The following is a 22823-nucleotide window of genomic DNA, read 5'->3' as shown; positions in this document are numbered from 1 at the left end:
AGGGCGAAACACATGGCGACAACCCCGATTGAGCAAGGCGGATAAATGGCAAAAGTACCTTGCCCCGACAAAACACCCATATCTTTATGTGAATTTAACGTCAACATGCGCGACAAAAACCGCTACGGCGCCGTTAGAGGGCATGAATGGATCTCGCCGTTGCCAGGCGACGCGTAATCAGCTGCTAAGGCCGTCACGGATGGCGCTGAAATAGCGGTCGGTTCCAACCTGCCCGCCCTTGAGTGCCACCTCCAGCCCATCGATCGCCTTGACGCGCGAGTGAGCGACGCAAAGCGGCGAGCCCGGCGACGCCGGCAACGGCATCCGCACGGTCAGCGCATCGACACCCATCTGGCCGAGCGCGTGGCTCGACGTATCGCCGCCGGCAACGACCACGCGCTGCAACTTCTGCTCGATGGTCAGCGCGCGAAGCAGTTCGCCGAGGCCCCGCCCGAGCTTGTGGCGGGCGCCTTCCTGGCGGTCGATGTCGTCCCCCCTGTCGGCCGCGGGTCCAAGGGCCGTGTAGAGAACGACGCTGCGTCCGCCTTCCAGGCTGGCGCGACCGGCTGCTGCTGCGCGTGCGATCGCATCTCCGGAAGCTTCGGAGACCAGTTCGACGGGATCGACCTCGATGCCGTCGAAGCCGTCAGTCAAAGCGTGACGGATCTGTCGTTCGGTCGTCGACGAACAACTGCCCGAGACGACCGCGATCCGGTCGGCGGCACCCGGCGGCGAAAATTCTGGTTCAGCTCTGACTGTCCCGTTCGACACCCATTCGGCCAGCAGCGCATATTCGATCCCCGACGAGCCGACGACGAACGAACCGCCCGGCTTGCGGGCGCGCCATATCTCCTTGCCGGCAAGCGCCTGCGTCTCGAGGCTGTCGACATCGACAAGTACGATGTCGGTGCCCTCAGCGAGCAAGCGGTCGAAGGCTTCCGAGCGCGACGCCGACTGCAACGTCGCGAGATCGACCAGCCCCGACGTGAGCTCCGTCTGCCGCGACAGATGGATCAGCAGGTCGGATTCATCCATCGGCGTCGTCGGGTGGCGGCTCATCACCGGATGGCGGTCGATGCGGAAATACTTTTCACGATAGGCCGCGAATAGATGACCGAAGGCAGTGTAACGCTTGAGTTGCGGCGCCCCGACCAGCAGCGGCACGCTGTCCTGCGCGAAGACCGAGCGGCCGATCTCGATCGCCCGGCCGATGCTGCCGATCGCCGGGCTGGAATCGAAGGTCGAGCAGACCTTGTAGTGACAGATCGCGGCATTCAGCGTCTTCAGCCAAGCGAAGGCATCGCTCAGATGCGTGTCCATCCATTGCGGCGTCTCGCTGCGGCTGGTGCCGGCCAGGCCAATGGCGCGGCAATGGCTGAACTGCTCAACCATGGCCGCGTCCGGCTGGCGCATGAACAGCACGGTCGGGACGCCGCCGAGTTCGAGCGCTTCCATGACGTCGGTCGAGCCGGTGAGGTCGTCGCCATAATAGCTGAGAAGCAGGTCTTGCATTGCTTCAGGCCGCTTTGCCGTCGCCGAATTTTTCGATCGACCGCGCCAGCTCCGGATGGCTCAAGGCGAAATCCGCCAGCGGAATGCCGTCGACCGCCGCCTGCCAGGCTTGCTGCACGGCACGCACCCCGGCGCCCGGTCCATCCGGATGGCTGACGATGCCGCCGCCGCACAGATAGAGCAGATCGACCGTGCGGCCGGTCCGTTCATAGGTCTCGGGCGCTTGCCCGCCCCATTGGCCGGAGCCCGCCACAGGCAAGGCGCAATCCTCAGGCGCAAAAATCGGCGTCGTCACCGCCTTGAAGGACTCGACGAAAGACGCGTCCGGCTCCCAGTATTTCGATTGGATGCCGTTGATCTGGAACTGGTCGACGCCGAGCAGCCGCCAGAACTGTTGCCAGACCTTGAAGTCCATGCCGAGGCCGGGATGGCGAGTAAGAATGTCCCAGCCGTTGCGATGGGCATGCAGCACCAGGCTGGAGCGTTTTCTAAGAAACGCCATGCCACCGAAGCCTATCGAATTGATGTTGACCACCGCGCAATTGCCGCCCGCCTTGGCCACCAGATCGTGGTTGCGCATCATCTCGTCCGGGTCGGCATGCGAGATGCCGAAGGCATACATCACCTTCTTGCCGGTCCTCTGCTCGTGGTCGAGGATCAGCGGCATGATTGCCTTTACCCGCTCCGCCAGCGGCGAATAGGCTGGGCTCATCAGCTTCTCGTCGTCCTTGATGAAATCGACACCGGCGGCGATCAGCTCGCCCACCATCGCGGCGGTCTCGGGGGGCCGCAGCCCCAGCGCCGGCTTGACGATGGTGCCGATGATCGGCCGATCCGTGACACCTGTCAGCCTGCGGCTGCCGGCGACGCCGAATTGCGGACCTGGATGCGCGCCGCGGAATTGCTCCGGCAGCTTCATGTCGACAACGCGAATGCCGGTTAGGCCCTTGATCGAATAGGCGCCGCCGATGCCAATGGTCATCAGAGCCGACAGGTCGTGGCCGATGGCATCGAATGGAAAGGCGATGTCGACATCCGCGCGCTTGAACGGCCCGTTGCCGGCCTCGGGAATGGAGGGGCGAAGTGCGTCCGGCAGGTGCCGAATGGCCAGGACACGCGCGGCCACCCGGGCTTTCAGTTCCTCGGTCTCGCCGGGCAGCGCGACGAAGGTTCCAGTCGACTGGTCGCTGGCGATCTTGGCTGCCAGCGTCTCGATGCTGCCTGATGTCTCGATGCGGTAGGTGAGCGTGATCATGGTTCGTTGTCTGAGGCCGCAGGGGGTTCGAAAAGAGTTCCTTGATCGTCGGAATCTGGTATAATGAGTACATAAGCTTTGCAAGCAATATCCTGTCTGGCGGCTATGGGCGATCGGGGCGACAGCCATTCCGGGAACAGCTGCGGCAGTGCTAGATAGACACAGGTCAAGGGAGTGATTCGCGACGATGAACCGTTCGGAGCCGATCGTCCGGCGCAAACTTTCCGACGAAGTGTTTTTGCGGCTGAAGCGCCTGATCACCAGCGGAGAATTGACGCCGGGCGACGACATGCCGTCGGAGCGCGAGTTGATGGAGCGCTTCGAGGTCGGCCGTCCCGCGATCCGCGAGGCGATGCAGGCGCTGAGCAATATGGGCCTCGTCGCGATCTCGCATGGGGAACGCGCCAAGGTGCTGCAGCTGACCGCCAAGTCGATCATCAAGCAGGTCGACGGCGCAGCCAAGATCATCCTGTCGTCGTCGAAGGACACGCTGGAGCACCTGAAAACGGCGCGCATCTTCTTCGAGCGCGGCATGGTCAGGGAAGCCGCCGAAAATGCCACTGCCGAGGACGTTGAGCAGCTGCGGGCCACAATTGCCGAACAGCGTGGCTTTCGCGGCGATTCCGAGGCTTTCATTTCAGCCGACATGAAGTTTCACACCCAGATCGCGGCCATTTCAGGCAACCCGATCTATATCGCCGTCAGCGAGGCGATGCTCGGTTGGCTGAAGGAATATCACACCGAAATGCTGATCTGGACCGGCAAGGAACAGTTCACGCTGACCGAGCATGAAGAGATCATCGGCCGCATCGAGAAGAAGGATGCCGACGGCGCCGAGAAGGCGATGATCAAGCACCTCGAGCGCTCGCGCGCGCTTTATGTGATGAACTCCGGCAACTGATTTCAGCCGATCCGCGTGATCGCGTAAGGGGTCATCACCAGTTGGCCTCGGCCAAGCGCTGAGATGTCGACCGTCACGTCGTCCGCCGTCAGGTTCGCCAGCCACGCCACGGTCTTGCCCGAAGCGGAGCGGCCGGCCAGCGCCAGCACCTTGGTCTCGTCGCTCGTTTTCGTCGCCACATACGTAAGGCCGGCCAGTTCGCAAAGCCCCTTGATGGCATCGAAGATCGGCCGAGGCGATCCTTCCGCGACGGGTTCGCCGGATGCTGCGAGCACGCCGAAGGGCCCGGCGAAGCCGGACAGCGTGAGCAGTTCCAGCCCGGCCGGCGCGACACGCGCGGCATAGCCGATCGTCCATGCGGCAGCGAACAGGCCGGCATGACGAGGGTCGCGATCGGCCATGGCGATGCGCTGTCCCCCGGGATTGCCCTTGGTCGCGCCGCCATAGGGGTTCTGGCGCATGGCGAGCGTCGACGGACCGATGCGGTAGGGCTTTGCCCCGAAGATCGCCCGCGTCGACGCGGTGATGAAGGGCAGCGCCTCCAGCGACTGCATGACGCTGAGATCGTCGGCAGCGTGCACGATCGGGCACGTGCAGTGGGTGACGAAATCGAGCAGGCCCCCCGGCACGCGCTTGCGGTTGAGCTCGGTGAAATAGCTGAACATGCCGCCACCAAGCCGGATATCGGGAAAGGCGCGCCGCGCCGCGTCATAGACGTCTTCGAGCGGCGGACAGTCCGGCCACGCACTGCCCGGCGGTGTCGACTGCCGGTCAACCGAAGGCGAGACGGCAATGGCCGAAAGCTTCAACCCGGCTTGACGCACAATGTCGGCAACGCCTGACAGCTCGGCATCGAGGTCGCCCGCGCAGGCAACGACGCATTCCAGCGTCGTCTGCACCGGATAGGCGGCGGTGAGCCTTGCATAAGACTGCAATGCTTCGAGACCGTGGCCGCGCGTCGGATCGTAGTGGAAGACAAGTTGCTGCGGGCCGAGCTCGGTCAATGTCGAAAGATTTGCGAGCGCTGCTTCGACCTCATCCGGGTAGATGATCACGCCGAGATCCGGCAGCCTCTGCCCGGTCTCGCCGAGTTCGACGCTGACCGGTTCGGCGGCAGATGCTGCGGCCGGCATTCCCCCCTCGCCGGTGATGCGAAGCCTGACCGTCTGGCTTACAGTTTGGCCGGCCGGCAGCACATAGGGCCAAGGCAGCGCCAGTGGCCGCACATAGGTCTTGTAGGACGCGTCCGACCAGTTGCGCTGGTCCTCCATCTCGAAAGTGTCGCCCTCCATCCGGCATTCGGCAGTGATGCCCGGCCGGACCTCATGGGTGATCGCGCGCAAATCCTTGAAAGGCTGCCAGGGATCGATCAACAGCGGCAGTTTCGTCGCCACCACGCTGCCGTCGGTATGCTCGACCGTCACCGCACTGCCGGCGAGGCCGGCGATCGGATGCAGGATGCAGAAACCGCAGCGGTTGGTCTCGAAATCGCTTTCAGGGACCGCGCAGACGTCGAACACCAGGTTACCGTTGGCGGAGCCCTTGATCGTAGCGCGAAAGTCGAGCCGGCTTCCGCCCGGCGCTAAGCAAGTTGCGGAGTAGCTGACGGAGAAGCTGTCGGCGTCCTGATCGACGGCAAGGTCCGTCAGCGCCGGTTCATAGGTGCCCCAGTCGCGGTCGCGCACGATGTAGGCGATGGCGCGCAGCACTTCGATGCCGCCGTAACGCATGGTGCGCAGGCTGCCGTTGACAAAGTCGGCGCTGAGCAAGCCCGCACTCAGCCTAACCGGCTCGGCCTCGACCACGCGTGTGCCGTATAGGAGGAAGGCGTCGGCTGTCATGTCAGCAAGCCATCCAGGTGGACAAGTTCGTGGCTCGCGGCGCCCAGATAGGCCGCCTCGACCAGCGCGAATGTCTTGAGATTGTCGGCGCCCGAGGTCGCCGGCTCGGTTCCCTTTGCCAGGCAGTCGACCCAGTGCTGCTGGATGGCGACGACGCTCTCCTGGATGTTGTGCCATGGGCGCGATGCCCAGGCGAGTACGGGCGGCGAAACGTCGGTGATCTTCGTGCCGCTCCTGCCGGTGACGGTGAGCCGATATCCCTGCGCCAAGCGGATCGTGCCGTCGCTGCCGTCGATCTCGATCAGCGTTTCGGGAAACGGTTCGGTGGCGAGCTTCGTCGCGTAGCTACAGTCGACCACTGACGTCGCCCCGCTCTTGTGGTCCATCAGCATCGTCGCGACATCTTCGCCCGCGATGCCGGGGTTGATGCGCGCGGTTCGCGTCGTGATCGTCGACACGTCGCCCAGTAGAAAACGGGCGATGTCGAGACTGTGGATACCGAGGTCCTCGATGATGAAGCGCTTTCCCTCGGCGAGATAGGGCTGGCCGGAAAACACGTCATAGGCAGAGCGGAAGGAGATGCGCCCGAAGAACGGCGTGCCGATCTCGCCGCTGTCGAGCACGGCACGCACCGCCTGGATCGCCGACTGCCAGCGAAAATTCTCATGCACCATCAGCGGTACGCCGGCTTCCACGCAGGCCCTCACCATCGCCTTGGCGTCGGCAAGCGTCGGCGCGAACGGCTTTTGGCAAATCACCGGCACACGGTGCAGCGCCGCCATCTCGACCAGCGGACGATGGCTGGGAACGGTGGTGGCGATATCGACGAAGTCGAGGCTTTCGCTTGCAAACATCTCTGCCGCGTCGGTGTAGCGCTTCGCAATGCCGAACTGGTCGCCGATGATGCGCAGCCGCTCCGGGTCGCGGTCGCAAATGGCGACCATCGCGGCGCCTTCAATGTCGCGCCAGGCATGCATCTGGTTGATGGCAAAGAAGCCGCAGCCGATGAGCCCTCCCCGCAACTCCGCCATGCTCAGCCTGCCTTTGCCATCTGCATCAGCGTCACCCGGCTCTGCAGCCGGCGCTGCGCTTGGTCGACGACGACGGCGACGATGATGACGAGGCCCTTGATCACCATCTGCCAGAAGGAACTCACGCCCATCATCACCAACCCGTCCGAAAGAATGCCGATGACGAAGGCGCCGACAATGGTGCCGCCGATCGTGCCGCGCCCACCCGACATCGAGGTGCCGCCGAGCACCGCCGCCGCAATGGCGTTGAGCTCGAAACTTTCGCCTGTTGCCGGGTGCGAGGCCATCAGTTCGGACGAGATGATCAGGCCGACGATCGCCGCGCAGAAGCCGGAGAACATGTAGACGAACATTTTCACCATGTTGACACGAACGCCCGAAATTCGCGACGCCCGTTCATTGCCGCCGACGGCGAAGATGTGGCGGCCGAGCGGGGTGTATTTGGCGAGGTAGGCCGCCGCCAGCGCAACGACGATCAGTATCCAGATCGCCACCGGCAGGCCGAGCAGCCGCCCGGCGCCGAGGAAACCAAACCCGGTGGTGCCAAGCTCCGGCTTGCCGACGAGGTTGGGGAAGGTGCGGCCGTCCGACGACAGCAACGCCAGGCCGCGCGCGACATAGAGCACGCCGAGCGTGGCGATGAACGGCGCGACGTTCAGCCTGGTGATCAGCAGTCCGTTGACGGCGCCGATCAATATGCCGACCGCCAGCGTGATCAGCGCGATCTCGACGACGTTGCAATGGACGGTGTAGCCGAATTGCAGGTCGATGCCGTTGAGCACGAGGTAGCCGGCGACCATGCCGCACAGGCCGACGATCGAGCCGACTGAGAGATCGATGCCGCCGGTGATGATGACGAAGGTCATGCCCATGGCGAGGAAGGCGTTCAGCGCCACATGTTTCGACATCAGGATCAGATTGGCTGTCGACAGGAAATTCGGCGCCGCGATCGAGAAGAAGATCAAGACGGCGATCAGCGCGATGAAGGTCCTCGCCTTCATCAGCGTCAGCAGCAGCGAGCCGCTCGAAACGGAGGAGACAGCCGCCTTGGCCGGGATGTCAGTCATGGGTTCTCCGTGTGCGGGGCCGGTCCGTGGCCAAGTGCCGAGGCGGCGACAAGGGCTGCCTCCGTCGCCTCGGCGCGATCGAACATGCCGGTCAGTTTTCCATTGCTCATCACCGCGATGCGGTCGGCCAGCGCCATCACCTCATCGAGATCCGAGGTGGCGAACAGAATGCCCAACCCGTCGCGCGACAGTTTGCGCATGGTGCGGAAGACGTCGGCCTTGGCGCCGACATCGATGCCGCGGCTGGGCTCATCCATCAGCAGCACCTTCGGCCCGGTGAGCAGCGCCTTGCCGATCACCACCTTTTGCTGGTTGCCGCCCGACAGCGACGACACCTCCTGCGCCGGGTGGGCGACCTTGATCGCCAGTTCCCGCACCATCTGCATCACCGCCTGCTTCTCGTGGCCGCCGCGGATGTGGAACAGGCGGACAAAGCGCGACAGGCTGGCCAGCGTCAGATTGCTGGCGACGGAGAGGATCGACACCAGCCCTTCGCGTTGGCGGTCTTCGGGGATCAGCGCCAGCCCGCGCCGGATACGCCGCGTCGTGTCGCGCTCCTTGACCTTTTTGCCGGCGATGAAGATCGCGCCGGTCGCCTGGCCATGGCGGCCCATGATGCAGTCGAACAGCTCGCTTCGCCCGGCGCCCATCAGGCCGTATATGCCGAGTATCTCGCCGGCGCGCAGCGACAGCGAGACGTGATCGACCGCCAGCCCCCCGGTAGCCCGCGGCAGGCAGATGTCCTCGGCGCGGAATATCTCTTCGCCGGGAACATGGCCGTCGGCCTTGGCGAAATCCTTGGCGTCGGAACCGATCATCTGCCGCACGATCCACCGCGTGTCGACGTTTTTCATCTCCTCCTGGCCGGTGATGTGCCCATCGCGCAGCACGGTGATGTAGTCGCCGATGCGGATCAGTTCTTCCAGCCGGTGCGAGATGTAGACGATGGCCACGCCGCGCGCCTTGAGGTCGGCGATCACCTTGAACAGGATCTCGACTTCCGCCGCACTCAGCGCCGAGGTCGGCTCGTCCATGATCAGGATGCGTGCATCGAGCGAAACCGCCTTGGCGATCTCGACCAGCTGCTGCTGGCCGATGCGCAGATCCTCGACCAGCATGTCCGGTCGGATCCCGGCCTGCAGGCGTTCGAGAAATTGGGCCGCACGGCGCTCCTGCTCCTTGCGGTCGATCTTGCGAAACCGGTTGGTGATCTCGCGCGTGGCGAAGATGTTCTCGGCGACGGTCATATTGCCAAACAGGTTCAGCTCCTGGAACACCATGCCGATGCCGCGGTTCACCGCGTCGCCCGATGACGAGAAGGAGACCTCCTCCCCTTCCAGGAGGATCCGGCCGAGCGTCGGCTGTTCGACGCCGGCGATGATCTTCATCAGCGTCGATTTGCCGGCGCCGTTTTCGCCGACCAGCACATTGACGGCGCCCTTGCGCACCTCGAAATTCGCGCGCTTGACCGCGACGGTGCCGGAATAGACCTTCGAGACGTCTTCCAGCTTCAAGACGACATCGTGAGCAACCGCGGCGCTCATGGCTTCGGCCCGATTTCTGCCTCCGCCGGCGTCACCAGCGGCAGGTCCTGGCCGTTTTCGAGCGTATAGGCGCCGAGGACCTTGGCGGTCCGGCCTTCCAGCGCGTCACGCGGCAGTTTGGCAAGCACGGCCTTGACGGCATAGGCGTTGAACGCCTTGCCGAACTGGGCGAAGTCGATCTGGTTGGTAAAATCGTTGAACTGGATGAAATCGAGACTGTCGCGCAGCGCGGTTCCGCGCATCGCCGGTCCGATCTGGACCCGCGCATCGGCCTTGCCGTCGCCGTCGACATCGACATCCATGGTCGCTGCCCGCGACTGCGTGTTGGCGGCGATGATCTTGCCCTCGACGCGAACCGCGAAGGTCCATGGCGAATTCGCCTGCTTCTTCGGATTGCCATATTTGCCGCCAGCGGAAGCAGGATCGGTTTTCGCCAGAGCGTGGACCTCGGCAAACGGCCCGGCCTTCTGCTGGAGGTAAGGCACGACCTTCGCCGCCCAGATCTCCTCGACCATCTTGTCCGGATTGAAGACGGCGGCATTGCCGCTGCCCCCCGAAGGGTCGGGAGGATCTTGCAGGCGGTCAAGCTGATGCCGAGTATCACGGCAAGGATCGGCCAGGTCGGCTTGTTGTTCAGCATGATGGCTTGTTGAGCATGTGATCAATACCCACGGAAAATGCCGACGAGGGACGACCCTTGGGTCGCCCCTCGCTGTTCATGTCACGCCGGCTCAGTTGGTCAGCGCAAACGTTTCCAGCTTGGCAGCATTGTCACCATTGACCAGGACGCAGTCCATCAGCTGCTTTTCCTTGGCCGGCGACTTCTTGTTCTTGATGAAGTCGTTGGCCTGCTCGACCGCCATCTGCGCCTGCGCATAGGCCGGCTGCAGCACGGTCGCCTTGATGCCGCCCGCGGTGATGGAGTCGCGCACGTCGTTGGATCCGTCGAAGCCGACGACGATGACGTCCTTGCGGTTTGCCGCGACCAGCGCCGCATACGCGCCCATCGCCATCGTGTCGTTGCCGGAGATGACGCCCTTGATATCCGGGTTGGCCTGCAGGATCGATTCCATCTTGGAATAGGCTTCCGTCTGGCTCCAGTTTGCCGATTGCTGGGCGACCATCTTCAGATCCGGATAATCGTCGATGACGTCATGATAGCCCTTCGAGCGAATGCCGGCATTGGTATCGGATTCCTTGCCGACCAGCTCGACGAAATTGCCCTTCTCGCCCATCAGCTTGACGAACTCCTGCGCGCCGAGCTGGGCGCCCTGGTAGTTGTTGGAGACGATCTGAGCCACGGCGACGCCGGTGGCGTTGATCTCGCGATCGATCAGGAACGACGGCACGCCCGCGTCCTTGGCCTTCTGCACGGCAGCGACGGTGGCGTCGGCGCCGGCATTGTCGAGGATGATCGCCTTGGCGCCGCGACCGATCGCGGTGTCGATCAATTCGGACTGCTTGTTGGCATCGTCGTCATGGACGAGCACCAGCGCTTCGTAGCCGAGTTCCTTGGCCTTGGCTTCGGCGCCGACGGCTTCCGCCTTGAAGAACGGGTTGTCGTGCGAGGGCGTGATGATGGCAATGAGGTCGGCCGCATAGGCGGGCGCCGCCGTGCCAAGCGCCAGCATGCCGGCAAAAGCCGCAAGTGTCATTCTGCGTGTGAGTTTCATGATGTCCTCCCGTTTGAAAAATTGCCTTGATCAATCAAGGCCTCTGCACTCGAATTCGTCGCGCAACGCGGGCCGCCAATCCGTTCAGGCTGAATGCCGGTGCCGGCTTCCCAAACGATCGCTGCTCCCCCGCCGTCCCTCCACTCGCCCAGGCTTCGTACTTCTCGCGAATCCTTGCCCAAGCCATCAACAGCTAAGCCAACTGGTATGATGAGTCAATCACTAATTGAGGTGACATGTTCCCACTGAGCAAAACATCTGTTCGTCATGGCGGGTGTGTCGAGCCATCGAGGCGCTCCGGCAAGCGCCCGACTCGGCCTGTCTCAGGTAATGCGCCGAATGCTGGCGGCGATCTCTTCGGGCTCGAACACCCGCTTCCAGTCGTCGCGCATCAGCACCGGCTTGCCGAATTCGATCGCCTTGTTGCAGGCATCCGAGAATACGCCCTTGGTCTCGCCGAAAATCACGGCGCCGAGCACGTTCATGTGGCCGAGCAGGAAATCGAGCGCCGCCTGTTGGTCGACGCCTCGCGCGACGACCTCGTCGACGGCTTCCTTCATGACGACAAGCAGTGACGCGCACACCGTCTCCGAGAGACCGGGCTCCAGCAGCGCCATCTGTTCGACGGTGACACGGTGCGAGCGCATGACCGGCGCCCAGATGATTTTTGCGACCGCCTCGCCCTTGGCGTAGTCCGCTTCCGGCCCCTGCATCAGCGCGCTGACCATATGCTGCTTGGCCTTGACGCCGCCAAAATAATCCTTCTTGGCCGCCATGTCGGTCTCGTCGTTGAAGATCGGCGGATGACAGGGATGGGTGACGAAATAGGTCAGGTCCGGCCGGTTGGGCAGATGGCCGGCGAAGGGTGCGGCCGCGTCGAGCACTATCACCATCGTGCCAGGCGCGAGCTTGCTCTCGATATCAGCCGCCACCTTGCCGATATGCGTATCGGGAACGGCCAGGATGACGATATCCGCCCCGTCCAGCGCCGCATCGGCACTGACCGCGTCAAAGCCCAGTCCGGTCTTCAGCCGCTCGCGGCCGGCCTCGCTCACCTCGACATGGCGTACCGTGTAGAGCGATCCGCGAAAATTGGTCGACAGGCGGTAACCCATTTTGCCGCCGGCACCGAGCAGCGCAATCGTCGTCATGTAATCCCTACTCCCGATTCAAACGACGGCCGCGCCGATCGTCACGTTATTAACTGGTATGATCACCTTACCACAAATTGAGGAGTTGAACAGGGCTTTGATGAGCGGCTATGCAGTCGCCGTTTGGCTTCCGTCCGCACGATTTCCGCGGTGGCGGCCGATAATTCAACCAAGCCAGTGCGCCGTTGCCTTTCCAGACAATCGATGCCCGCGCTAGAAGCCTCCAGGTCCATTTTTGCGGGGGCTCGGTTGCGAAGTGACGGTGGGGGCGTCACCAGCAAGGCGAAGCGCGTCCGCGCGGTCCGGTCGCGTTTTCGGGCCGTGAGTTCTCGCGGCGATTTGGCGAAGGGGCTATAGAGAATTCGCGCTTCGCCGGGGTTCCGGCGAGCCAAATCACTGCTAGTCGATCATGCCGACAACTATTTACCGGTAGCTTCCCGGGTCCTTGGCTTTCTCCGCCCGACAGCTGTCAGTGCGTTGCGCCGCCGTGCGGTAAGCGCCTTCATAAAACCTGATGGCTCTCTTGAATTCGGGGGGATTGGGTATCAGGTGTTTATCTTGCACATCGTACAAGATGTATATCGCCGTTATTTTGGATTTTCCGTCTGGAGTCAGCTGCAGCGCCGGGCATCGCGTCGTAACGGCGATGACGTTAGCTGACCATGTTACGACCAATTTCAACTGGGCGTCGGACAGCCCGGCCAGATAGTTGATGTTTTTTTGATAGGCAGGGTCGATGTGTTGTCGATTATCTTTTGCAGACGCAGCGGAAGACAGGACACCTACCACGCCGAGTAGAATCAATATGCATTTCAAAAGCTGCCTCCCCCAATGTTACGGCCATCTCGACCACGGCATTGTCCGTCCCCACAAAGCAGGTTGAAACAAGTCAATTTGAAAAGCAATTGGGGTTCGCGACCTTATACGGATCACCGCACCTTCAGAACCCGGTTGCTCGCGGACGCCCTTCTTCAACCAGGTGAAACCGGTAGCGATCGCGCACGAACTCGTTGAAAAATTGCCCTTTCGAGAAGGCGGCGCGGAACGCCGCGTAGGTCTCGGGCTCGACCTCCTCGTAGTCGTAGCGGGCTCCGCTCGGGACGAACCAGACCGAGAGGATTTTCGTCGACGGGTCGTAGTGGGTATTGCGGATGGCAGTGGACGGCATGTCGAAAATCCCATCGTCCCCAAATCTTCTCCAAATCCTGCTTCGAACATGCGTAATGCCGCAACGATGCGGAGGTTCCGACAGGGAGGCGCACCACAACGCCGAAAATCTTGCCCGGGTGGCGAGGCTTCCTATCTCTCCGTCAGATGGCACAGACGAAATCCAGTACAACAGCGTATGCCAGCCAGGGCGATCTCTTCGGCGCGGCCGACACGCTGCCGGAAGGATTTTCTTACCGGCCTAGCCTGATCACAACGGACGAAGAGGCGGAACTGGTCCGTCACCTCAATGAACTGTCCTTCAAGCCGTTCGATTTCCACGGCCACCTTGCCAACCGGCAGGTCGCCGGCTTCGGCTGGCGCTACGACTACGACCGGCGCCAGGTCGTCGAAGCGCCGCCCATCCCGAAATTCCTGCTGCCGCTTCGCGACAAGGTCGCGGATTTTGCCGGCAGGCAGGCCACGGAATTCGCGCAAGTGCTCATCAACGAGTATCGGCCGGGCGCGGGCATAGGTTGGCATCGCGACAAGCCGCATTTCGATCTCGTCGCCGGCGTCTCGCTGCTGGCGCCCTGCAGCTTTCGGCTGCGCCGCAAAAACGGCTCGAAATGGGATCGCGAGACGATCGAGGTCGAACCGAGGTCCCTCTATCTCATGGACGGCCCGGCGCGCCACGAGTGGGAGCACAGCATTCCGCCGGTCGCCGGGCACCGCTATTCGATCACGCTGCGCACTCTGAAATAGGCCACACTCCAAGCCACGCAGCAGCCGCTCTGGAAGACCGAGCGCAGTTGTGCTTCGATCGCACATGAGCGTGGATCGCAGCAGAGTTTTGGTTACCCGCGTGGCGCTCTTTCTGGCGGCATGCCTGTCCTGCGTTCTGGCTCTGCAGTGGCTCGTCGACCTTGGCATGGTCGGCTTTCCCGACGGATACATAACGCCCTATGCCCGAGCAACGAGCACGCTGTTGCATGTCCTTGTCTGGGCATGCCTGGCTCAAAGTCTCTACTTCGCTTGCCGAGCCTTGTTTGGCAAACGCTTCGAGCCTGCTCCTCTCTTCCTGCAAATCCTGATCGCCGCCGCACCGACTGTCGTGCCGGTATTCATCGTAAAACACTGTCCGCGGTCCCAGGTATGCAGCAACATCTATGAAGCGCTCACGAATACGATGATGGACGACGGCACCGGCGGATGACGTTGTGTCTCCAGTAACTGACGAGAGATAGAAGTTTGGCGTCGCGCCCGCGCGGTGGCGGTAAAACCTGGAGGAACCATGCGAAAGATCCTGGCATCGATGCTGCTGTTCGCGGCGGCGCTATCTGCAAACCCCGCTCGGGCGCTGGACAGTACCAGCCCGCCGGTTGTCGTCACGCCGCTTGCCGATCGCAGCCAGACGGCGTCCGGCCAGCCGATCGTGCTGCCGCAGAAAAATGTCCAGGTCCTGGTTTCAACCTATGACATTGCGGTCGGCGCCACTCTGCCGGTGCACAAGCACCCGTTTGCCCGCTACGCCTATGTCGAGGCCGGGACACTCAAAGTGACGAATGTCGAGACCGGCAACAGCAACACCTACAAGACGGGCGATTTCATCATCGAGATGATCGGCCAGTGGCACCAGGCCACCAACATCGGCGACGGCCCGGTCAAGCTGCTGGTCATCGACCAGGTCGAACAAGGCGCCAAGAACACGGTGCTGCGCCAGTAATTGCGGATCGGCCGGGTTGCCGGGCTGGCCCAAGCAGCGACTGGCTGTTCCGGCTTCCCCACCAACCGAGCCGATGCTAGGGCTGGCCGTCATGCAATCATAAAGGATCGCCCCTTGGTCGGAAATGCTCGCCCCCTGATCGAAATCTGCGTCGAAGGCATCGATGGACTGCTGGCTGCGCAGGCCGCCGGCGCCGACCGGGTCGAGCTCTGCGCCAGCCTGGTCGAAGGCGGCATCACGCCCAGCCTCGGCACGGTGCGCGCCGCACTCGAGAGCGCGACAATTCCCTTCCATGTCATCGTGCGGCCGCGCGGCGGCGATTTCCTCTACAGCGAGGCCGAATACAGCTCGATGCTCGCCGATGTCGCAGCGCTTCGTGACCTCGGCGTCGCCGGCGTCGTTGTCGGTTGCCTCGATGCCGACGGCACCATCGATGAAACCCGCATGGGCGCGCTGGTCCATGCCGCCGGTCCGCTCGCCGTCACCTGCCACCGCGCCTTCGACATGACCCGCGACCCGGCCGAGGCGCTGGAAGCGCTGATCCGCTGCAAGGTCGGCCGCGTGCTGACCAGCGGCCAGAGGGACACCGCGGTGGAAGGCGCCGGCCTGTTGGCGGATCTCGTCCGCCAGGCCGACGGCCGCATCATCATCCTCGGCTGCGGCGCGCTGGACCCCGAAAACATCGCCGGGGTGCTGGCATCAACCGGGCTGACGGAAATGCACTTCGCCGCGCTCAAGGATGTACCGAGCGCCATGGCCTACCGCAACCCGCAAGTCGGCATGGGCGGCGGCGATCTCGACCGCGAATACCGCACCACAGTCACCGATGGGGCGCTGGTTGCCGCGACGATTGCGGCGGCCAGAGCATGATGAGCGAAGCCGTGACTGGGCCGTCGCCGATCAGCCGTGTCTCGCCTCAGGACGAAGCGGCCATCCTCGCACTCAACAATGAGCACGCCGCCGAACTGTCATGGCTCGAGCTGGAACGGCTGTCCTTCCTGCTTGGCGAAGCGTTTTACGTCAGGCGCATCGGCACGCTCGAAGCCTTCATCATGACCTTCGACCAGAATGCGGCCTACGACAGCCCGAATTTCCTCTGGTTCCGCGAGCGCTATCCACGCTTCGTCTATGTCGACCGCGTCGTCGTCGCGGCGCAAGCGCGCGGCCGCGGCCATGCCCGCCGGCTCTACGAGGATCTGTTCGGGGAAGTCGCCCGCGCGGGCCACAGCATCGTCACCTGCGAGGTGAATGCCGAACCTCCCAATCCGGCTTCGGACGCCTTCCATGCCGCGCTTGGCTTCGCCGAGGTCGGCGACGCGGTGATCCATGGCGGCAAGAAGGCGGTGCGCTACTACCTCAAGGAGATCGCCGGCTGATGGGTCGCTGGCTGATGATCGGCAAGCAGATCGTCGCGGCAGCATAAGATTAGGAGTCCGTAGCCCTCACCAATTCCGGTTCAGCCAGGCCCGCGCGGGCTTCTCGACCAGATAGTAGCTGCATAGTGCACAGGCGAAGACAGCCGCCAGCATCGGGATCGGCGCACTGCCCTGCTCGGCGACGAATTTGTAGAAGGGCTGTTGCCAGAGATAGAGCGAGTACGACCATAGCCCGATCATCACCATCGGCCTGGATGAAAGCAGGCCGGTAAGATGCCAGTTGCTGGTGTCCAGCGTATTCACGGCAAGCGCCAGCAACGGCACCGCCAGTAGGTAATGGATCGGCGTCGGCACCGGATCGAGGAACAGCAATATAGCCGCCGCCGCCGACACGAGGCTGACATAGGGGCTCTTCAGGAATGCCGGCAGCCGATCATCGTGCTTGAGCAGGCAGATCGATGCCGACAGCAGGATCGAGGCGATATGCACATCGGTGCGCCAATAGCTGTGCTCGTAATCCATGCCGAGTACCCAGTACGAAATGGCGCCATTGGCCATCGCCAGCAGCGACAGCGTCACCAGCAGCCGAACGACATTACCCCGCCCGGTCACCACCACGCTGATCAGCGCCAGGATGATGTAGGCATGCTCTTCCACGCATAGCGACCAGATGTGGTCGAGCGCGCCGGCGCGGGTGATGAGAATTCCGGCATAGTTGTAGGTGAATGTCAGCGCGGTCAGCGCCGCCTTCCATTTGAAGGCGATAAAGGTGCCGGAGAGCCCGATCATGGCTGATATCACGAACACCAAAAGCGCGGGATAGATGCGCGAAAAGCGGCGCTTGAAGAATTTTTTCAGCGGGAAGCGTTCGATGAACAGTATCTCGCCCATCAGCCGGCCTGAGAGCACGAAGAAGAACTCGACGCCGAGCACGCCGAGATTGATCCCGGGAACGGGGAAGAAATGGCCGATCAGCACCAGTGCGATCGAAAGCCCGCGCCAGCCATCGAGATAGGCCAGTCTTGCTCTAGCTGCTTTGTCGGCTGTGGCCCGCGGCAGGGCAACAGACGCTGCGGAGATGTCGGCCATGCCCGTCCTTCGCACTCAAGAACCGATGCAGCGCGCATCGCTGCGCCACGGATTCGCCTCGTATTCCCGCCCGGTTTATATTGCAGTGCGGGATAACTTTGTGCAAGTGCGAAGCTTTGAGATTGGCGCGTGTTGGCGCCAACGTTTGTGATCGCAAAAAAGAAAGGGGCCGCAATGGCCCCTTCCCGTCTCGAATTGGCACTGTTCAACCGTTGGCGGCGTTCACCGCGCGCTTGGCCATCACGGCGATCAAATTGGCGCGGTATTCGGCCGAAGCGTGGAGGTCGGTCATCAAATTCTTCGCCGGCACTTTCACGCCGTCGAGCGCCGATGCGGCAAAATTCTTCGCCAGTGCTGCTTCGATCTCCTTCGAGCGGAACACACCGTCATCGCCGGCGCCGGTAACGGCAACGCTGACCCCGTCCTTGCCCTTTGCCACGAACACGCCGACGATCGCATAGCGCGAGGCCGGGTTGCGGAATTTTTCGTAAGCAGCCTTGGCCGGCGCGGTAAAACTCACCGCGGTGATGATCTCGCCTTCTTTCAGCGCCGTTTCGAACAGGCCGGTGAAGAATTTCGCGGCTGAAATCTCGCGCTTGTTGGTGACGATGGTGGCGCCCAGCGCCAAGAGCGCCGCCGGATAATCGGCGGCTGGGTCGTTGTTGGCGGCCGAGCCGCCGATCGTGCCCTTGTGGCGCACCGCCGGATCGCCAATCAGCGACGCAAGGTGCGCAAGCGCCGGACAGGCCTTCCGCAGCTTCTCGTCATTGGCGACGTCGTAATGGGTTGTGGCGGCGCCGATGGTGACGGTCTTGCCCGACACCTTGACGCCTTGCAGTTCCTTGATCCGCGACAGGTCGATCAGGTCGGAGGGTGCGGCGAGCCGCGTCTTCATCGCCGGGATCAGCGTCATGCCGCCTGACAAAAGCCTGGCGTCGCCGCTCTTCACCAGCTTGGCGGCGTCGGCGACCGAGGCGGCGCGGTGGTAGTTGACTGCGTACATGGGATCCTCCCCTGAAGTGGTTAGGCAGTAGTGAGTAGGGAGTAGGGAGTAGGGACGCTGTCATCTCCGGTAATGCCCATTCCCTACTCACTACTCCCTACTCACTCATTTCTTCGCCCTAATCGCCGCCCACACCGTCGACGGCGAGGCCGGCATGGCGATGTCCACAATCCCCAAAGCGTCGGTGATGGCGTTGATGACCGCCGGCGGCGAGCCGATGGCGCCGGCCTCGCCACAGCCCTTGATGCCGAGCGGATTGCTCGGACACGGCGTGTTCGAGGTCGACACCTTGAATGACGGCAAGTCGTCCGCGCGCGGCATGGTGTAGTCCATGTAGCTCGCCGTCAGCAGCTGCCCGCTATCGTCATAGTGCGCGCCTTCCAGCAGCGCCTGGCCGATACCCTGGGCGATGCCGCCATGCACCTGACCCTCGACGATCATCGGGTTGATGATGTTGCCGAAATCGTCCGCCGCGACGAACTGGACGATCTCGGTCGTGCCGGTTTCCGGATCGATCTCGACCTCGCAGATGTAGCAGCCCGCCGGGAAAGTGAAGTTCGCCGGATCGTAGAAGGCTGTTTCCTTCAGTCCCGGCTCCATGCCTGCCGGCAGATTGTGAGCGGTGTAGGCGGCAAGCGCCACCTGGAACCAGGGCAGGCTCTTGTCGGTGCCGGCAACCTTGACCTCGCCATTCTCGATGACGATGTCGCCCTCGTCGGCCTCGAGCAGATGGGCGGCGATTTTCTTGGCCTTGGCCTCGACCTTGTCGAGCGCCTTGGCAATTGCCGACATGCCGACCGCGCCCGAGCGCGAGCCGTAGGTGCCCATACCCATCTGCACCTTGTCGGTATCTCCATGGACGATCGACACCGAGTCGAGCGGCACGCCGAAGCGCTGGGTGACCAGTTGCGCGAAGGTCGTCTCATGGCCCTGGCCGTGGCTGTGCGAGCCGGTCAGCACCTCGATCGTGCCGACGGCATTGACCCGCACCTCGGCCGATTCCCACAGACCGACGCCGGCGCCGAGCGAACCGACCGCCGCCGACGGCGCGATGCCGCAGGCCTCGATATAGCAGCTCATGCCGATGCCGCGCAGCCTGCCCTGGCTGGCGGCCGCCGCTTTGCGCTTGGCGAAGCCGGCATAGTCGGACGCCTGTGTCGCCGCATCGAGTGAAGCTCCATAGTCGCCGGCGTCATAGTTCATGATGACCGGCGTCTGATGCGGAAACTCGGTGATGAAATTGGCGCGCCGAAGCTCCGCCGGAGACACGCCGAGTTCGCGTGCGGCGGTCTCCATTGTGCGTTCGAGCAAATAGGTCGCTTCCGGCCGCCCTGCCCCACGATAGGCATCGACGGGTGCCGTGTTGGTGTAGACGGTGCGCACATTGGCGTGGATCGTCGGGATGTTGTACTGGCCCGACAGCAGCGTCGCGTAGAGATAGGTCGGCACGCAAGACGAGAACAGCGACATGTAGGCGCCGAGATTGGCGATGGTGTCGACTTTGAAGCCGGTGATCTTGTTGTTCTTGTCGAACGCCATTTCGACCGTCGAGACATGGTCGCGGCCATGTGCGTCGGTGAGAAAGCTTTCGGTACGGTCGGCAACCCATTTGACCGGCACGCCGGTCTTCTTCGACGCCCACAGGCAGACGATCTCTTCGGGATAGATGTAGATCTTCGAGCCGAAGCCGCCGCCGACATCGGGCGCAATGACGCGCAGCTTGTTTTCCGGCGCGACATTGTAGAAGGCGCTCATCACTAGCCGCGCGACATGCGGGTTCTGCGACGTCGTCCAGCAGGTAAAATGGTCCTCGGCCTTGTCGTAATGGCCAAGCGCAGCGCGCGGCTCCATGGCGTTGGGAACCAGCCGGTTGTTGACGATCTTCATGCGGGTGACATGGGCCGCCGCCTGGATCGCCGCGTCGGTCGCCTTGGCATCGCCGATCTCCCAGTCGAAGATAAGATTGTCCTCGGCTTCGGCATGGACCTGCGGCGCACCTTTTTGCAGCGCCTTGGTGGCATCGACCACCGCCTTCAATTCCTTGTAGGTGATCTCGACCGCTTCGGCCGCGTCGCGGGCCTGGCCCTTGGTTTCCGCCACCACGATGACGACCGCGTCGCCGACATAGCGCACCTTGTCGACGGCCAGCGGCGACCACGCGCCCATCTTCATCGGCGAGCCGTCCTTGGAATGGATCATCCAGCCGCAGATCAGGTTGCCGATGCCGTCGGCCTTGAGCTCCTTGCCGGTCAAGACGCCGATGACGCCGGGCATCGCCTGCGCTCGTCTGACGTCGATCTTCTTGATCTGAGCATGCGCGTGCGGGCTGCGCACGAAAGCGGCATGCTTCATGCCGGAAACCACCATGTCGTCGACATAGCGGCCGGCGCCGGTGATGAAGCGTTTGTCTTCCTTGCGCACGACCCGAGCGCCGATGCCTTCAATGCCCATAGGAATTCCTCCGGAATAGCGAATAGTGAGTGGCGAATAGTGATTAGTGAGTAGGGAATTGTGCTCGGAGCGGTTCGGCTAAACCGACTACTCGCTACTCCCTATTCGCTACTCGCTTCTTTCTTACGCTGCCTGTTTCGCCCTGCCCTTCGGCACCTTCGCCATAGTCTGCGATGCGGCGAGGATCGCCTTGACGATGTTGTGGTAGCCGGTGCAGCGGCAGATGTTGCCTTCGAGCTCGGCGCGCACCGTCGCCTCATCGAGGCCTTCGGGATGGCGCGCGACCATGTCGGTCGCGGTCATGATCATGCCCGGCGTGCAGAAGCCACATTGCAGCCCATGATGTTCCTTGAACGCGGCCTGCATCGGATGCAGGTCGCCGCCATTGGCAAGCCCTTCGATCGTCACCACGGTCGACCCGGAGGCCTGCACGGCCAGCATCGAACAGGACTTCACCGCCTTGCCGTCGACATGCACGACGCAGGCGCCGCATTGAGAGGTGTCACAACCGACATGCGTTCCGGTGAGACCAAGATTTTCGCGCAGGAAATGAACCAGAAGCGTTCGGTCCTCGGCAGCGCCGCTGATCCGTTTTCCGTTCACGACAAACGAAACGTCCGACATGCATCCTCCCTGGGTATGACCTTGGTAGTCATGCTGCCGATGCGGCTTTGGCGCTCGGCCATGCGCTATTGGTACACTGCACAAAGCGCAAAAAACACACGGCGCTCATTGTACTTTCGGTCATGGAGAAAACGAAAATCATGGGCCTGTCCGCCCCATTGCCAAAGAGCGAATAGGGGGCAACAATGCCCTCGACGCCAGCGCGCCGAGAGACATAAAACGGGCGCGCGCAGGAAGCGTCGGAGGATATCGGGAGGAAGCCTCTGGCCAGTTCACGGACGAGCTATGCATCCGGTCTGTCGGCGCTCACCACCGACGAGCCCGACGCCGATGCATTCGCCCTGGCGGTCGCCGTCGAGGCCGCAGCCATCGATGCCGGCTTTGCCCTGCTGTTCTTCTCCCAGAGCCTGTTTGACGCGAGCGTCCTTTCGCAAGGGCTGAAGACCCACGCGCCGACGCTGGCCTACGCCGCCTGCTCGACCGCCGGCGAGATCACCCCCCAGGGCCTGGAGGAAGGCCATGTGCTGGCGCTGCTCTTTCCCTCCGCGTCGTTTTCGGCGGTCAGCACCATGGTCGACAATCTCTCCTCGTCGGGAATGGACAGGATCACTGATGAAGTCGAGGGCTTGCGGCGGTTGCTGCGCGGACGCACCGGCAGTTGCCATGCCAAAAGCACCTTCGCGCTCTGCTTCATCGACGGTCTGTCCTTTGCCGAGGAAGCTGTAACCTCGGCCATCCATTGGGGGCTGGACGACATCCCGCTGATCGGCGGTTCGGCGGGCGACGATTTGAAATTCGAAACCACCAGGCTGATTTCGAACGGCAAGGTTGCGTCCGACAGCGCCATCATTGTGCTGATCGCCACCGAGATCCCGTTCCATGTCTTCAAGACCGACAATTTCATCCCAACCGACGAGAAGCTGGTGGTGACGGCATCCGATCCGGACCACCGCACCGTGCGCGAATTCAACGCCACCAACGCGGCTGAGGAATATGCAGCCTCGGTCGGCATCGTTGCGCAGAACCTGACGCCGATGAGCTTCGCCTCGCACCCGGTGGTGGTGAAAGTGGGCGGCGAATATTACTGCCGCTCGATCCAGAAGATGCATGCCGACGGTTCCCTGTCTTTCTTTTGCGCCATAGACGACGGCGTCGTGCTGTCCATCGCCCAGCCCAAGGACATGGTGGAATCCACGCGCGCCGCACTGCGCGACGTCGAGCAACGGCTCGGCGGCATCGACATGATCCTCGGCTTCGATTGCGTGCTGCGCCGGCTCGACGCCCGCAACCGCCAGGTGTTCCGCGACATTTCGGAGCTCTACCGGGTCAACAATGTCATCGGCTTCGGCACCTATGGCGAACAGTACCGTTCGATGCATCTGAACCAAACCTTCACCGGCATCGCCTTCGGCGAACGCCAGGCGGCGGAATAG

The 22823-nt window shown here is 62.8% G+C and carries 21 protein-coding genes and 1 pseudogene; 7 read left to right on the top strand and 15 right to left on the bottom strand.

Annotation, left to right across the window (positions count from 1 at the left end; translation table 11 throughout):
* Nucleotides 1–177: 177 nt before the first annotated feature.
* Nucleotides 178–1512: a four-carbon acid sugar kinase family protein gene (locus NLY33_RS17480; RefSeq protein ID WP_023706024.1), complete on the bottom strand. Its 1335-nt coding sequence runs from the start codon at nt 1510–1512 to the stop codon at nt 178–180.
* 4 nt (nt 1513–1516) lie between these two features.
* Nucleotides 1517–2767 (bottom strand): 3-oxo-isoapionate-4-phosphate decarboxylase OiaX, encoded by a 1251-nt coding sequence (gene oiaX / locus NLY33_RS17475; protein ID WP_023706025.1) that lies wholly within the window; start codon nt 2765–2767, stop codon nt 1517–1519.
* Nucleotides 2768–2954: 187 nt separating this feature from the next.
* On the opposite strand from oiaX, the gene NLY33_RS17470 reads away from it, so the two are divergent.
* Nucleotides 2955–3668 carry a transcriptional regulator NanR gene (locus NLY33_RS17470; RefSeq protein ID WP_023672607.1) on the top strand — a complete coding sequence of 238 codons (714 nt, stop codon included), beginning with the start codon at nt 2955–2957 and terminating at the stop codon, nt 3666–3668.
* Between the two features lie 2 nt (nt 3669–3670).
* Here the strand turns inward: NLY33_RS17470 and apnL are convergent, their stop codons facing one another.
* The 9 genes and pseudogenes from apnL to NLY33_RS17425 all read right to left on the bottom strand — a co-directional run bounded on the left by apnL (nt 3671) and on the right by NLY33_RS17425 (nt 13143).
* Nucleotides 3671–5509 (bottom strand): D-apionate lactonase, encoded by a 1839-nt coding sequence (apnL, locus tag NLY33_RS17465; protein ID WP_023672608.1) that lies wholly within the window; start codon nt 5507–5509, stop codon nt 3671–3673.
* A complete protein-coding gene (locus tag NLY33_RS17460; RefSeq protein ID WP_023672609.1) occupies nt 5506–6540 on the bottom strand; it encodes a Gfo/Idh/MocA family protein in 1035 nt (344 codons plus the stop codon). Before NLY33_RS17460 ends, apnL begins: the two co-directional genes overlap by 4 nt.
* 2 nt (nt 6541–6542) lie before the next feature.
* Nucleotides 6543–7607 (bottom strand): ABC transporter permease, encoded by a 1065-nt coding sequence (locus NLY33_RS17455; RefSeq protein ID WP_023706027.1) that lies wholly within the window; start codon nt 7605–7607, stop codon nt 6543–6545.
* A complete protein-coding gene (locus tag NLY33_RS17450) occupies nt 7604–9151 on the bottom strand; it encodes a sugar ABC transporter ATP-binding protein (RefSeq protein WP_023706028.1) in 1548 nt (515 codons plus the stop codon). The genes NLY33_RS17455 and NLY33_RS17450 overlap by 4 nt, the downstream gene beginning before the upstream one ends.
* A pseudogene (locus NLY33_RS17445) lies at nt 9148–9791 on the bottom strand (DUF2291 family protein). Before NLY33_RS17445 ends, NLY33_RS17450 begins: the two are co-directional and overlap by 4 nt.
* A gap of 91 nt (nt 9792–9882) precedes the next feature.
* On the bottom strand, nt 9883–10824 hold the full coding sequence (locus NLY33_RS17440; RefSeq protein ID WP_023691074.1) for a D-ribose ABC transporter substrate-binding protein: 942 nt from the start codon (nt 10822–10824) through the stop codon (nt 9883–9885).
* Between the two features lie 323 nt (nt 10825–11147).
* A complete protein-coding gene (locus NLY33_RS17435) occupies nt 11148–11975 on the bottom strand; it encodes a phosphogluconate dehydrogenase C-terminal domain-containing protein (RefSeq protein WP_023706030.1) in 828 nt (275 codons plus the stop codon).
* Nucleotides 11976–12398: 423 nt separating this feature from the next.
* A complete protein-coding gene (locus NLY33_RS17430) occupies nt 12399–12779 on the bottom strand; it encodes a hypothetical protein (protein ID WP_023707867.1) in 381 nt (126 codons plus the stop codon).
* Nucleotides 12780–12915: 136 nt separating this feature from the next.
* Nucleotides 12916–13143 (bottom strand): KTSC domain-containing protein, encoded by a 228-nt coding sequence (locus NLY33_RS17425; RefSeq protein WP_023691072.1) that lies wholly within the window; start codon nt 13141–13143, stop codon nt 12916–12918.
* Nucleotides 13144–13289: 146 nt separating this feature from the next.
* Between NLY33_RS17425 and NLY33_RS17420 the strand changes: the two genes are divergently transcribed.
* The 5 genes from NLY33_RS17420 (at nt 13290) to NLY33_RS17400 (ending at nt 16223) form a co-directional block, all read left to right on the top strand.
* On the top strand, nt 13290–13886 hold the full coding sequence (locus NLY33_RS17420; RefSeq protein ID WP_023706031.1) for an alpha-ketoglutarate-dependent dioxygenase AlkB: 597 nt from the start codon (nt 13290–13292) through the stop codon (nt 13884–13886).
* A 64-nt stretch (nt 13887–13950) separates the two neighbouring features.
* Nucleotides 13951–14337, top strand: a complete 387-nt coding sequence (locus tag NLY33_RS17415) for a hypothetical protein (protein ID WP_023706032.1) — start codon at nt 13951–13953, stop codon at nt 14335–14337.
* 78 nt (nt 14338–14415) lie between these two features.
* Nucleotides 14416–14847 carry a cupin domain-containing protein gene (locus NLY33_RS17410; protein WP_023706033.1) on the top strand — a complete coding sequence of 144 codons (432 nt, stop codon included), beginning with the start codon at nt 14416–14418 and terminating at the stop codon, nt 14845–14847.
* Nucleotides 14848–14961: 114 nt separating this feature from the next.
* Nucleotides 14962–15717: a copper homeostasis protein CutC gene (locus NLY33_RS17405; RefSeq protein WP_023697648.1), complete on the top strand. Its 756-nt coding sequence runs from the start codon at nt 14962–14964 to the stop codon at nt 15715–15717.
* Nucleotides 15717–16223, top strand: a complete 507-nt coding sequence (locus tag NLY33_RS17400; protein WP_023697649.1) for a GNAT family N-acetyltransferase — start codon at nt 15717–15719, stop codon at nt 16221–16223. The genes NLY33_RS17405 and NLY33_RS17400 overlap by 1 nt, the downstream gene beginning before the upstream one ends.
* 66 nt (nt 16224–16289) lie before the next feature.
* Here NLY33_RS17400 and NLY33_RS17395 read toward each other — a convergent pair whose 3' ends face one another.
* From NLY33_RS17395 to NLY33_RS17380, 4 genes are all read right to left on the bottom strand, one after another.
* Nucleotides 16290–17312, bottom strand: coding sequence for an acyltransferase family protein (locus tag NLY33_RS17395; protein WP_023688179.1), 1023 nt, complete (start codon nt 17310–17312; stop codon nt 16290–16292).
* 205 nt (nt 17313–17517) lie between these two features.
* Complete coding sequence (locus NLY33_RS17390) at nt 17518–18315, bottom strand: FAD binding domain-containing protein (RefSeq protein WP_023697650.1); 798 nt, start codon at nt 18313–18315, stop codon at nt 17518–17520.
* Nucleotides 18316–18420: 105 nt separating this feature from the next.
* The gene (locus NLY33_RS17385) at nt 18421–20766 is read right to left on the bottom strand and encodes a xanthine dehydrogenase family protein molybdopterin-binding subunit (RefSeq protein WP_023707866.1); all 2346 of its coding nucleotides are present in this window, start codon (nt 20764–20766) and stop codon (nt 18421–18423) included.
* Nucleotides 20767–20889: 123 nt separating this feature from the next.
* A complete protein-coding gene (locus NLY33_RS17380) occupies nt 20890–21390 on the bottom strand; it encodes a (2Fe-2S)-binding protein (protein ID WP_023706035.1) in 501 nt (166 codons plus the stop codon).
* Nucleotides 21391–21638: 248 nt separating this feature from the next.
* Between NLY33_RS17380 and NLY33_RS17375 the strand changes: the two genes are divergently transcribed.
* Entirely contained in the window at nt 21639–22823 is a 1185-nt protein-coding gene (locus NLY33_RS17375) for an FIST N-terminal domain-containing protein (RefSeq protein ID WP_348625835.1), read from the top strand.

Source organism: Mesorhizobium sp. C432A (assembly GCF_030323145.1).
Classification (GTDB): Bacteria; Pseudomonadota; Alphaproteobacteria; order Rhizobiales; family Rhizobiaceae; genus Mesorhizobium.
This window is presented reverse-complemented; position numbering and strand designations above follow the sequence as displayed.

Bases quoted from the DNA above. Each gene is read 5' to 3' on its own strand.
- NLY33_RS17455 (WP_023706027.1), bottom strand. From the start codon at position 7,607: ATGACTGACATCCCGGCCAAGGCGGCTGTCTCCTCCGTTTCGAGCGGC.
- NLY33_RS17380 (WP_023706035.1), bottom strand. From the start codon at position 21,390: ATGTCGGACGTTTCGTTTGTCGTGAACGGAAAACGGATCAGCGGCGCT.
- NLY33_RS17390 (WP_023697650.1), bottom strand. From the start codon at position 18,315: ATGTACGCAGTCAACTACCACCGCGCCGCCTCGGTCGCCGACGCCGCC.
- NLY33_RS17480 (WP_023706024.1), bottom strand. From the start codon at position 1,512: ATGCAAGACCTGCTTCTCAGCTATTATGGCGACGACCTCACCGGCTCG.
- NLY33_RS17470 (WP_023672607.1), top strand. From the start codon at position 2,955: ATGAACCGTTCGGAGCCGATCGTCCGGCGCAAACTTTCCGACGAAGTG.
- apnL (WP_023672608.1), bottom strand. From the start codon at position 5,509: ATGACAGCCGACGCCTTCCTCCTATACGGCACACGCGTGGTCGAGGCC.
- NLY33_RS17435 (WP_023706030.1), bottom strand. From the start codon at position 11,975: ATGACGACGATTGCGCTGCTCGGTGCCGGCGGCAAAATGGGTTACCGC.
- NLY33_RS17460 (WP_023672609.1), bottom strand. From the start codon at position 6,540: ATGGCGGAGTTGCGGGGAGGGCTCATCGGCTGCGGCTTCTTTGCCATC.
- NLY33_RS17450 (WP_023706028.1), bottom strand. From the start codon at position 9,151: ATGAGCGCCGCGGTTGCTCACGATGTCGTCTTGAAGCTGGAAGACGTC.
- NLY33_RS17400 (WP_023697649.1), top strand. From the start codon at position 15,717: ATGAGCGAAGCCGTGACTGGGCCGTCGCCGATCAGCCGTGTCTCGCCT.
- NLY33_RS17425 (WP_023691072.1), bottom strand. From the start codon at position 13,143: ATGCCGTCCACTGCCATCCGCAATACCCACTACGACCCGTCGACGAAA.
- NLY33_RS17420 (WP_023706031.1), top strand. From the start codon at position 13,290: ATGGCACAGACGAAATCCAGTACAACAGCGTATGCCAGCCAGGGCGAT.
- NLY33_RS17440 (WP_023691074.1), bottom strand. From the start codon at position 10,824: ATGAAACTCACACGCAGAATGACACTTGCGGCTTTTGCCGGCATGCTG.
- NLY33_RS17415 (WP_023706032.1), top strand. From the start codon at position 13,951: ATGAGCGTGGATCGCAGCAGAGTTTTGGTTACCCGCGTGGCGCTCTTT.
- NLY33_RS17385 (WP_023707866.1), bottom strand. From the start codon at position 20,766: ATGGGCATTGAAGGCATCGGCGCTCGGGTCGTGCGCAAGGAAGACAAA.
- NLY33_RS17410 (WP_023706033.1), top strand. From the start codon at position 14,416: ATGCGAAAGATCCTGGCATCGATGCTGCTGTTCGCGGCGGCGCTATCT.
- NLY33_RS17395 (WP_023688179.1), bottom strand. From the start codon at position 17,312: ATGGCCGACATCTCCGCAGCGTCTGTTGCCCTGCCGCGGGCCACAGCC.
- oiaX (WP_023706025.1), bottom strand. From the start codon at position 2,767: ATGATCACGCTCACCTACCGCATCGAGACATCAGGCAGCATCGAGACG.